Raw genomic sequence first — 12,679 nt, 5'->3', positions numbered from 1 at the left:
CCATTCTATCGTATGAACGGCATGGAAGCAGTTATTGCAGGTGCAATTCAGGGAACCATTGAATGGCTCCCGATAAGCAGTGAAGCACAGACCATGCTCTATTTGCTTAATTCCCTCCACATGAATCCTCAAACGGCTCTTTCCTATGCATTTTATCTTCACTTCGGCACAATGATAGCAGTGATAATCCGTTTCAGGGAGGAGTTCATCCAGATTTTAAGAAACCTTCGCCTGGACTATAAACCAACAAGAATCATCCTGATCGCATCTCTTTCAACGGCTGTAACCGCCCTGCCCCTATATTTTTTATTAAAATCAATATCCCCCGGACAAAATTCATCCACCTTTACGCTTTTAATTGGGGGTATGCTGATCCTTACCGGCATAATTATGAAAGCCTCGGGAACCTCAGGAAAGAAGGAAATGGATCAAATGACTGACAAAGATACCATCATTACAGGTTTAGCTCAGGGGTTTGCCATTCTTCCGGGGATTTCACGGTCCGGCATTACCATGGCAGCGCTTCTTGCACAAAAAATAAATCAGGAAACAGCACTGGTGATCTCTTTTCTGATGAGTGTCCCTGCAGCATTATCAATTTTCCTCATTGATTTTGGGACGATTCGACTTATACCACTCCAGACTGCATTCATTTTAACTGTGTCATCCCTTTTTTTTGGTTACATATCAATGAATGTCCTCCTGAAGATAGCGAAACGGACACCATTCTGGATATTCTGTATCATCCTTGGTGCTGTTACGATCTTATTTGTCTTACTTCTGTAGAAATGAAATCAGAATATTCATTACAACAAGTCTCTCGGGCAGTCCTGGTGCATTGCTTATACAACCCGCTTTCGAAATTACCAGAAAATTCGCAATTTGATTAGATTGCCTTATTATATGCACATTTTAAGGACTAAATCCAAATATAATCCGCATTTTTAAATATATTAAATTGTATTTCGAATAAACAAAGAATCATCCAGCCACTGCCCGGCATAAATCTAAATAGTGATTTACAACATTCAGGGCTTGTTAGCAAACGGAGATTGGGTGAACAACAATGGCCAGCACATCCGGATATCTCTCATAAATTGATGTCCGCATATGTGCCCACGCCAGTAAGAGTCTTTCAAATGAAAGATCACCGGAAAGGCAGCACCAGGGAGGTTCCGGAATGCTGCCTGAATCTCTGTATGAAAATAACGGAGTGATTTAAATGGATGTTGGAGTCATTGGAACAGGAGTAATGGGGAAGAATCATGCCCGTGTGTATTCCGAACTGAAAAGTGTCGGAGATGTGATTGTCTATGACATAAACACCGAGGCAGCATCAGATATTGCAAAAAAAACGGGAACGAACGTCGCTGGCTCTTTGGATGATCTATTCAGACAGGTCGATGCAGTCAGCATTTGTGTTCCAACGGAATACCATTATGAAACGGCACTGAAAGCAGCAGCAGCCGGCGTACACATGCTGATAGAAAAACCGGTCTGCCTGACATCAGCAGAGGCAACAGCCCTTTGTGAGAAAATTCCCGATGAACTCGTTGTTGGTGTCGGTCATATCGAGCGGTTAAACCCAATTGTGGAGGAGATCAGGCGCATTGTAAAAGACCCGATATATGTGGAGATTAAACGCCATAATCCTGCATCCATGCGAATTACCGGAGGATCTGTTGTTGAAGATCTGATGATTCATGATATCGATATAATATTTAACAACTGTTGCTTCAGAGGAGCATACAATCTCTCATGTTCTGGCAATAATGATATCTGCGGTGCATTATTTGATTTTGAAAAGGTCCCGGTGTATCTTTCTGCGAGCAGGAAGGCATCGAAGAAAATCCGGATGATCTATATCGAAGAAGAAGATTTCACAATAGAAGGCGACTTCATGACCCAGGAAGTCTTTGTTCACCGGAAACCGGAGCGATATACCCATGAGAGTGAACGGTATGTTCAGGAGAATGTGATTGAAAAGGTCATGGTCAATAAGATCGAACCCCTGAAGATGGAACTTTCCACCTTTGTTCAGTGCGCAAAAGAAGGGAGGGAATTTCCCATAACACCGGCCCAGGCAATTCGGAATGTTCAGATTTGCGAGGAGATTAAGCAAAAATGTGCAAGAAAATCAGAAATACAACAGGATTCACGCCAGTGCATTGAAACAGAAGGTTCGCTGTAATACAGAATCACCCATGACAGAAACAAGACCCGAATAAATGAGTGATTGCACATTCACACACCCCTTTAGAGAGAGAAAAACCCTTGTCCTTTTTTTAAAATATTTTCCGAACATAGATCCATCAAGTCAAAAGTGGATTATATGGCTGTAAAAAAATAATGATATCTTTCACCACCTCACCTTCTCAAAATCAGAATGCAGACCAGACTTCAGATATATCTTCAGACATATCAGTCATGATTCGGTATAACGACGTTGATTGTCATCCAAAGGAAATGAACATACCAGGTAATAAACCAATTGCACCAAAACCTCCATATTAGCTAGAGAATGACAAAAAAATGAAAGAAAGGTTCTGGATAGGATATTTGCTTACATATTGTGACGAAAATGTGATTGATGTGAATGGTGACTATCCCTTCAGCCCCCTCAGTATACCGGCATCTGCCAGTGGATTTGTCCCATGATGTACGTTGATTACCCATCAAATCAGGAATCCCGGATGAGATGGGAATTCCTTAAAATCGATGCCCTCTCCGTCCGATACGTATGCCAATGAATTCATTGGTTCGCTTGCAATCGAGATAAGAAATGAGCACCCCATACTCTTCACAACACCAGGGGTTGCCATGGATGCAGTAATTCAGGAAAGGAGAAGCGGCCCCTATGTCTGTAACGACTCAGGTCCCTCATCTGGCTCTCCGGCAACATGTGCACCATTCCCTTAGCCCACACATAATCCAGTGAATAGTTCATTCCCTGGCATATTCCATATTGAATTCAATTCTGAATAAAACGGAGTTGAACCAACCCGGGCACCAGCAATAACCATTACCGGAAATTCCTATTCTATGCACCTTTGGTGGTGGAGATGTTCAGTCTGATTATGTGTGCAGTTATTTTTATCACTGGTTAATCGTCAGTGATTCCGCCATTGCGTCAGATGGATATACGGTGCCAACCGTTTTGCACGTCACACACCATTCTGCCACAGATTAGAAGTCAAAATGTCTCTTCCCCACCCAGTTTCACCGTTACAGAAAACAATAGCCACGAGTATACTCAAATGCAGAATAATATTCAGCCAAAAAAATACAAAAAAAGCCGAAATGGGCCACTCCCTCATTGGGTGAACTCTTCCTTAACTCGCGATTTATCCACTCGTTCCTGATACGAGAGATCTTTTCGTCCTTTGCCCTTCAGCAGGAATATAATGTATATCATGCCAACCAGAAGACCTGCAGGCACAGCAATAGTTGGGAATTCCGGGGCAGGAATTGCAGAGTAGGGGAGAATAGAGTCATCTTCAAAAAGAACTGCCCGTCCCGGCGCACTGACATTGGCCCCATGATATATGCTCCCGGAAGTTCCCCCTGTTGCCAAACCATCTTGGAATGGCGCTGCATATTCATTTTCAAATACAACATCTGCATCATGCCTGCTCCACGAAGCATCTTCAGATGCACCTAAACATTGCAGACCAGTATGGGAAACAGACATAGCAGGGCAATCTGCCCCGCAACACTGAACAAAAAACCCCACCTGAGCTTCAGTCGATTTGTCGCTCGGATATTTTATAACTGAGATTCCGTCATCAGGGATTTTATTCAGGTCACACCCGGAACCAATTTGAGAATGGATGTCTGTGATAGTATACCCCTGGCCTGCACTGGCGTATACAGCCATTACACCCACAATAGCCAAAATAAAGGGAATTATCCACAGGCTTCGTTTCATACCCTTTTTTCACCCCTACATTAGTCCAATTCAGGACTGATCTGATGAATTCTGCATACAGGGTCCGGACACACACCCCGTTATCTCAAGGGACGCACCATACATGCCAACCCCAACCAGCCCTTGACAGAAGTATCATTTTGGATATAAAATGAAACGCCCGGCGCTTGTGTTCAGCATTTTCATGACCGGATAGCCATTTTTTTTCGAGTAAGCCGGATTCAGTTTTGTAAAAAACCATGTACAGTTCCCACCATATTATTTGGATTTTCCAAACTGAGAGACATGAATTTAGAAGGGTTTTAGAAAAGCTCCAAATCAATAATCCATTTCAGGAATGGGATGCGGGAAGGAAATGCACTAATTGAGGACGTGAAACGACCGTGGATACGATCCCGTTGAAAACAAGCATCCGGAACCAGAATAATTATGAGATCATATCAGACCCAAAGGATGCAAACGGAACAGAAAGAAAGTCCGAATCTCCGGGGATTTTTCATCCCGGCTAAAGGGGTATGACTTCACCAGGATAGCAGATCATCATCCATATCATTTGGGAATCCACAGGAAGAAAGGCAGACACACCATATACCGTCCCGGGAACGATTCAATAATAATACAATCCTCCGGCATTGTAACGGAGAGACCAAAATTATGATAAAACTGTGAACATAGATGATTCATTCATTAATTGTGGTAAAAAATGGATAGGGTTCGTCAGGTATTACTCCTTTTTCAGAACACTGGCTGCAACCATTACACTCCCGACAAGGAATACCGGAATCATCATTGTTGGGAATTCAGGGACTGGTGGTGGGCACGGTGGCATCGGAACTTCAATGACTGCCGCCTGTCCGGTCATTTGACATGGTACAACAAGAACTGCCCCAATCATATCACATTCAGGAATAAACGAAGGGTCTGCATCATTGACTAATTGAAGTGCAACCGCGGTCTCCCAATCGGCATACCGGGCCGGGACCTTCTGACCAAGGATCATCCAGATAGCTGCCTGGACCTCTCCGGATGTTGCGTCCCCCTTGTTGTTAATAACCCAGTTTATCTTGTTCCACTTTTCGCTTACACCGATGGTGCTGCTAAGTTCAGCACAATACCAATAATCCTTGATTGAATCGGTCATTGTGTCGACACACCATCCGGGATAGACCATTCCATTGCTTTCCTCTGCAATAAGGCCTACAGAGTCTCCACCAATGTACACGTCAAAGTACGATCCACATACCGCACCCGGAGGATACGTACCGTCAATCATCACCTGTGTGCTGAATGGAAGCATCTCCCAATCAAGTGCAACAGCCGGTGCTACCAAACAGAGAGCAGCAACCAGCAATGCCACAATAATTTTTTTCATTTTCATACCTCACTCAAATTACATGTAAAACCGGCGGCATCCCACCATCAGGACCGTCGAACACAGCCTTACATATACACCCCCCGTTAACCAATTAGGATATATAGGAATATGCCTGACATAGCAGGCATAATTAGAAAATCGATCCCCCGGGCATGAACATTCCCTTCTGGGTGAAGGCTTTCTGCAGAAATTTTGTTGCCGGGGATATGAACATTATAAGAGCCAAAACACCTGAAAATATCGCATCCAACACAACACATACATAAAATACTTCGGAATGTCAGTTAGATGGTCATCCATTCCATACTGAAAATATCCGGTCTCATACAGATATATGAAACCAGATATTTCGATGAAATCTGAAGAGACGTCCCTTGGAAAATGATCAGAAATGCCCCTTTTGTTTCTTTCAGCCAACGGACCCCCAGCACCAAATACACAATAAATATATATAATCACATCAACGGACATAAAATGAATTTAAATACAATTCATGCCACAAAAATCATTTAATTGAATATTATAGGCACAAATGGCAGCATTATTTTTTGTAAGTCCAATAAAATACCTGAGAAGAACCAAGTGCCCAACATAGGTTTAAATATAATATCATATATCCAACACCTATGCCCAGCGAGCAGGAATTGCTTGATAGAATTCTGAACATACTCAAGTTCAAATCAAAGGGAATGACGATAACAGAGATATCCCATGTTACAAACATTCACCGAAATTCTATCGCAAAATATCTCCAGGTCCTCCTGGCATCAGGCAAAGTTGATGTACAGCTCATCGGCAATGCAAAAGTCTACACGCTATCTCGCCGATTGCCTATAAATTCGATGCTTCATTGCTCACCTGATTTAATCGTTCTCCTGAACCATGATCGAAAAATCATTCAGGTTAATGACAAATACCTGAAATACTTTGATCTTGACGAAAAAAATGTACTGAACAAAGAGATACCCAATCCTGCAATCCCGGTAATCAGTGAAGAAAATCTCCTCCCTCTTATCGACAATTCAATTGAAAACGGAGAGAAATCCTGCAGAGAAATTATGTATACCCACAGGGATACGAGCTACTATTTCCTCATTAAATATATACCATCGGTACTGGAGGACGGAGAGCACGGACTTATCATAATCATCAAAGATTTTACAGAAGAAAAGAGGATACGGGACGCCCTCACAGAAAATGAAGAAAAATTTAAGAATTTATTTCACAATGCAAATGACTCAATATTCCTCTACGACATTACGGATGACCAGCGCATCGGAAAATTAATTGAAGTAAATGATACTGCCTGCAAAAAACTTCAATATACAAGGGATGAATTCTTTCAGATGGAATTCGGGGAAATCTTTCATTCAGAATTCCACGGGCCGGACTGTTCAATCGAAACTGGCCTTGCAGAGAAATATCATTCAATTTATGGCGGAATACAGGTCAGAAAAGACGGTACACGATTGCCGGTTGAGGCCAGTGCCCATGTGTTTTCTCTGCATGATAAACTGGTTGTTCTCTATATTATCCGGGATGTATCCGAAAGAAAAAATGCGGAGAATAATTTAAAATTAAGTGAAAACCGGTACAGAGACATTGTTGAAGGACAGCAGGAGTTGATCTGCCGCATATCTCCGGATCACCAGATAAATTATGTTAACGACGCATTCTGCAGACATTTCACCATACAAAAAGACCCGCACATTATTAAATCGCTGGAATCACTGGATATACACCAGGACGATAAAGAGGCGATTCAGAAATGCATGAATCTGGCCGATATTGAAAGGCAATCAAAAATTATTGAATTCCGCATTCAGGGGCAGGGCAGGAAAACCAGATGGATCGAAAGCAGCATCTCACCCATACTTGATACAGAAGGGAATATCCATGAATTCCAGTTTGTTGGAAGAGATATCACCGAGGCAGTACTGGCAAAAAAAGCACTAAAACGCAATGAAGAAAATACACGATTTTTACTGAATTCAACGAATGATAATTCACTCCTCATTAATTTAAACGGACGCATATTGTCATTGAACAAATCATCATGCGAATACATCAGAAATTATTGTTCAGATGATTCACTCAATATCAAATCAATTACGGGCAGAAGCATTTTTGAGTTCATTCCCGAAGAGATTGCCCGAAATATCAGAGATGTTACCTCTGAAATTACTGTGTCAAAAATATCAGATTCGTTTGTAGACGAAATTGGCGGGAGGACATATGATTTTTCCCTCTCACCCATTGTGAATTCAGACGGAGAGGTCGAAAAAATTGCAGTTGTTAAAAGAGACATCACAGAGAGGCAGGAATATGAATCAAACTTAACGAGCACCATTTCCCGGTTAACAGACATTATCGATTTTCTGCCTGAAGCGACATTCGTGATTAACAGTGATTCCGAAGTAATTGCATGGAATAAGGCAATGGAACAATTGACGGGAGTACCCAAGGAGGAAATTATCGGCAGGGGCGACAATTCGTATTCAATTCCCTTTTACGGTGCAAAACGGGCAATGTTAATTGATTATGTAATCTCCCGCGATATGACGCAATACAACCCCCCCGATACGATATGGAAAGAAGGGAATTCATTAAATGCGGAGATCTGGTCGGCCCATATGAATAATAAAAAAGGGGCACACCTCTGGGTGAAAGCAACAGGACTGTTTGATAAGGAAGGAAACGTCATTGGTGCAATTGAATCCATACAGGATATGACACATAGAAAGAGGATGGAAGACGAATTGCTCCAAAGCGAAGTAAAATATCGTGATTTGATTGAGAAAACATGTGCAATTCTCCTGAAAACTGATATAACCGGCAAAATTTTGTTTGTAAATGAATACGGGGAAAACCTGCTTGGATATCAAAAGGGAGAACTAATAGAAAAAAACGCATTTGATACCATTTTCTCTGAACCAATGGAAAATAACCAGATATTTAAAGATATTATTGATAACCTTCTTGAAAACCCTGCACAATTCAGAGTTACGGAAAACAAATATACCGACAGAAATGGCGAAATCAAATGGATAGCCTGGACAAACAGTCCCATAATAGACGCAAAAGGTCACCTCACAGGGATCTCTGCAGTAGGTACAGATATTACTACCCGAAAAAAAAGCGAAATAAAAGAGAAAACATATATAAAAAATTTAGAATTCATTTCCAGATCTGCCATGAACTTTGCCAAACACCCAAACAATGAAAAAATATTTGATTACATTTCATCCGAACTTATTTCGCTTATTCCCGGCGGTGTGGCAGTAGTCACCTCCCATACAGAGAATCACGAGACATTAAAAATCAAATCAATTAAAGGTGAAATTGAGGGATACGAAAATATGCTAAGCACTATGCTCAACCAGAAGGTTTTGGATAAGCAATTCAGAATTCCTGACGATTATCGCCAATATCTGAATTCCAACAGGCTGATCCACCTCTCAGGCGGCCTGTATGATCTTTTTATGAAGAACTTCTCAGAAGATGTCTGCAAAACGATCAATGACGTCCTGGACCTCTATGAATGCTATATGATCGGCATATCAAGAGACAATACATTATTTGGGAGCATTTCATTTGCTGTACCACACCGGATTAACGATGAAATCACATCAATTATCGAAATTTTTGTTAATCAGGCATCAGTTACCCTTCAAAGATGCTGGTATGAAGAAGAGCTGGCTAAAAATACTGCCCCCGGAGATCCGGTAGAAAAAGAGATCAAAACGCAGCCTGAAGAGTCACAAAAAGATCTCAGAACAATTCTTGAAACTATCAGGAACAATCACATCATTGATATCCGGAAACAAAATGAAGAATTTGCATCCATATGCAATAAAAATCAGAACCGCCCGGTATTATCGGTCGACAGGAATGGGACAATTACCCGTGCAAATCCAAAAATTACTGAAATCCTTGGCGGTGACACTTCAATTATCGGGAAAGAAATATTGACATTCATCCCCACCCCTTCACACCACGAAATCAGGGACATTCAGAACATAATTCTAAACAATCCAAAAGAAGAGCCCATAGAGGTTTCAGTCCCCCTCATGTCACAGGGTGGTGCACCCGTTAACGTAACATGGAATCTGGAAAAAATTTTTGATCACACAGGTGATGTTTCAAATATTCTGTGGATTGGCAGTGAATATGACAGGTAAGGTACAAGTGTCAAACCAGGATTTTAGGAGGCCACAATGGCAGGATCTGACCAATCCAGCTGATGACGATAGTTTGAAAATAGAGTGAACGGGTGACAACTCCAAAACGTACCTGACATTCAAATCGAATCTGCACCACATAATGCCTTCCAATAAAGCCACACAGGTATGATAAACATATATGATAGATAGTAAAGTAAATCATTAAATACCATTACAACCGTATATCACCTAGCCATGAAAGAAAATCATGAAGGACTGACAAAGATTCTTGAAATTTTAAAGCAGAATCCACGGGGCATGTCAGTTACGCAGATTACCGAAATAATCGGGATGAACAGGATTACCGTTGGACATTATCTGGACATCCTCCGGACATCCGGGGAGGTCGATATGGAGACGTATGGGCAGTCCAAGGTATACTTCATCTCGCAGCGTGTGCCGATATCTGCGATGATGAATCTCTCTTCGGATTATGTAATTGTCCTGAATAATGCCCTGAAAATTGTTCAGGTAAACAGCAATACCATTTCCCTCCTTCATCGCAGGAAAGAAGATATTATCGATAAAAAGATTCAGGAGATTCTTCTCCCCCTCAACACAGGGATTGATCTCCAGCCAAAGATCGATCAGGCCCTGGAAGGAGAAGAAGTCGTAGAAGAAATCAGGATACTAAAAGATGAGGATGAACTGTTTTTTAAGATGAAAGTCATCCCAACCGTTTTTGCGGACGGTTCGCCCGGAATTACCATTATCCTTGAAGATATTACAGAATACCGTAGATCAATAAAAGCCCTTCAGGAAAGTGAGCAAAAATTCCGGGAGCTTCTTAAAAACATCAGTGAGCTATTGGTCAAGGTAGAACATATTGCAGAACTGAATGACCAAATCAGGAATCCATTGCAGGTAATCATCGGCATTACCGACCTTGAAAATGTCGAGATGACAGATCAAATCAAAGAACAGGCAAATGAGATTGATAAGATAATCCGGCAACTCAATATTGGAAATATCGAGGCAGAAAATATCAGGGCTTTCTTCAGGAAATATGCAGATGCGACGAATGATAATGAGGCAGTTTCTGATACTGATAAACAGAAAACAAAAATCAATAATTAATAAAAATTGTAAAATCACCCTACTTTTTCCACTATATATTTCATGTGACGAGATTTCCAAACCTAAAAATAATGTGCTATTATTTCAACGATTGATTTTGATTATCCGAACCCTTAACAATGTATTGATATTTTCCCGGGATACTGCTGCCTAAAGAAGGCATGTAAATGGGGTATGAAATTAAAGTGGATCAAAGGCATTCATTAGAATTTCTTCCAATTCAATTCTATAAATGTGCACCCACGGATTTCAGCTGCAAGATAGTGCAGATTTATATGATCGAAGAAACCACTCAGAAAATTCATGAATTGCCCCTTATTTAACAATATCACAGTTCTTCCATTTTTTTTCGAATGTGAAGGCAACATATATGTATTTCCTTAATGTATTCAGATTATGCTGCGGAATTATATTATCCCCATAATTCTGTTCTCCGGCTCTGCCATATTCTGGTTTCTCAACGATTTTTTAGAAGATCCGATATACTTCAGAATTTTTTTGTCATTACTCCTCATGGGAACAATATTTTGCGGCTATAAAATTATAACCGAGATAATTGCAAAAAAAGTAATAAAGGACAGAAAAACACAGTTTACATTTAATAAAGGGATTCTCATAATATCCGCCGCAATCTTCTTGGTTCTGATTATCCAGATTTGGGTTGAAAATACCGAATCCCTTGTGATATCATATGGTATTCTCGCTGCCGGCATTGCAATTGCGCTCCAGGATCTGTTCAGGAATTTTGTCGGTGGCATCATCATTGCTCTGACAAGTATCTACAAAATCGGAGACCGTATAGAGGTTGAAGGTTCCATTGGAGATATTATGGACATTGGTATTCTGAACACGACAATGATGGAGATTAAGGGATGGATTGATGCCGAACAGCCAACAGGACGCCTGATAATTCTTCCCAACTCAATCGTAATCTCAGGCAGGATATTCAATTATACAAAAGATCACGAATTCATCTGGGATGAAATCAGAATACCACTGACATATGAGAGCGACTGGAAAGCAGCAATCAACAATTTTCTGGAGATCGTAAAGGCAGAAACAGGGGAGATCACCCTACAGGCAGAGATTGAAGTGGAGAGGCTGGGTGAAAAATATTATCTTCCGAAAAAAGTCACGGAACCTGCAGTATATGTAAAACTGACCGATAACTGGGTCGAACTTGGCATACGATATGTAACAAACACAAAGACCAGAAGAATACTAAGTGATATATTGAACAGAAAAATCCTAGAAGATGTTGCGGCTGCAAAGACGTATTCTATTGCAAGTGAAAGCATGGAGATTCAGGGGAGACATACGGTTGAACTTCTCAGGAGTTAACCGGTTGAAATTTTATTATCAGCTCCGATTTCTGATAATTTAAGTACGAGGTTTTGAAACGGGCACAGAAACTCTTCGGAACAAATATTTTGCCATGTATGAACGTGATTTTCACCCCGATAATCAGAAAAGAAACTTTCATGCAGTCACTTTCATGCAGTCTTATAAGATCTCCATTTCTGCAAGGGCGGAAAAATATTTCTAAACCAGAATCAGACAGCTCCCGCCCTTCAGGCGCCCCTTTAGCATATCGACACCACCGGACACCCCCTGATTAAAGAGAAAAACCGAATGATTTCACCCCCTCATGCGAACCAACAATGTCCTTTCAAAACAAAATTCGGAAGTATGCGTTATTTTCCATGCACTCTGCAGGTCAACGGTGACAGATTGGCTTAATGAAGAATTACATGTAAATGAACAACCGCGTTCGGGGTGCAAACTGCCCTCCGGGTTCAGAGCATCACACCTTTTCCAGATGTATAATGATTACCCGTTTTACAGATAATGAATCTCAAATATAAACAGGTCAATCCCGCATATTCATTTCAGATATTCACAGTTATCAGAAATAACGACCAAAAGAAAAGAACCGGGGCCGAAACAACGACCCATGAAGCCTCAGGCGAGAGTTGAACTCGCGACCTCGTCCTTACCAAGGACGCGCTATGCCACTAAGCCACTGAGGCACTCATCATAAGAGTGTATTACAAGGTCGATTTCATACGTATAAAA

7 protein-coding genes and 1 tRNA gene are annotated in these 12,679 nt (G+C 41.1%); 5 read left to right on the top strand and 3 right to left on the bottom strand.

What is annotated here, in order from left to right:
- Positions 1-12: 12 nt before the first annotated feature.
- Positions 13-786: an undecaprenyl-diphosphate phosphatase gene (locus tag L1S32_RS03060; protein ID WP_278156029.1), complete on the top strand. Its 774-nt coding sequence runs from the start codon at positions 13-15 to the stop codon at positions 784-786.
- A 436-nt stretch (positions 787-1,222) separates the two neighbouring features.
- Positions 1,223-2,191, top strand: coding sequence for a Gfo/Idh/MocA family oxidoreductase (locus L1S32_RS03055; protein WP_278156027.1), 969 nt, complete (start codon positions 1,223-1,225; stop codon positions 2,189-2,191).
- 1,122 nt (positions 2,192-3,313) lie between these two features.
- Here L1S32_RS03055 and L1S32_RS03050 read toward each other — a convergent pair.
- Together L1S32_RS03050 and L1S32_RS03045 are read right to left on the bottom strand one after the other, a co-directional pair.
- Positions 3,314-3,928 carry a hypothetical protein gene (locus L1S32_RS03050; protein WP_278156025.1) on the bottom strand — a complete coding sequence of 205 codons (615 nt, stop codon included), beginning with the start codon at positions 3,926-3,928 and terminating at the stop codon, positions 3,314-3,316.
- Between the two features lie 724 nt (positions 3,929-4,652).
- A complete protein-coding gene (locus L1S32_RS03045; protein WP_278156024.1) occupies positions 4,653-5,300 on the bottom strand; it encodes a hypothetical protein in 648 nt (215 codons plus the stop codon).
- A 629-nt stretch (positions 5,301-5,929) separates the two neighbouring features.
- On the opposite strand from L1S32_RS03045, the gene L1S32_RS03040 reads away from it, so the two are divergent.
- The 3 genes from L1S32_RS03040 to L1S32_RS03030 all read left to right on the top strand — a co-directional run bounded on the left by L1S32_RS03040 (position 5,930) and on the right by L1S32_RS03030 (position 11,944).
- Entirely contained in the window at positions 5,930-9,484 is a 3,555-nt protein-coding gene (locus L1S32_RS03040; protein ID WP_278156021.1) for a PAS domain S-box protein, read from the top strand.
- A gap of 237 nt (positions 9,485-9,721) precedes the next feature.
- Positions 9,722-10,603, top strand: coding sequence for a PAS domain-containing protein (locus L1S32_RS03035; protein ID WP_278156019.1), 882 nt, complete (start codon positions 9,722-9,724; stop codon positions 10,601-10,603).
- A 396-nt stretch (positions 10,604-10,999) separates the two neighbouring features.
- The gene (locus tag L1S32_RS03030; protein ID WP_278156018.1) at positions 11,000-11,944 is read left to right on the top strand and encodes a mechanosensitive ion channel domain-containing protein; all 945 of its coding nucleotides are present in this window, start codon (positions 11,000-11,002) and stop codon (positions 11,942-11,944) included.
- A gap of 617 nt (positions 11,945-12,561) precedes the next feature.
- On the opposite strand, the gene L1S32_RS03025 is transcribed toward L1S32_RS03030, so the two are convergent.
- Positions 12,562-12,633 (bottom strand) — tRNA-Thr (locus L1S32_RS03025).
- Positions 12,634-12,679 lie beyond the last annotated feature (46 nt).

The sequence above is a fragment of the Methanogenium sp. S4BF genome (assembly GCF_029633965.1).
Taxonomy (GTDB): domain Archaea; phylum Halobacteriota; class Methanomicrobia; order Methanomicrobiales; family Methanomicrobiaceae; genus Methanogenium.
Note: the sequence above shows the minus strand (reverse complement) of the source record. Positions and strands in the feature narration are given on the sequence as shown.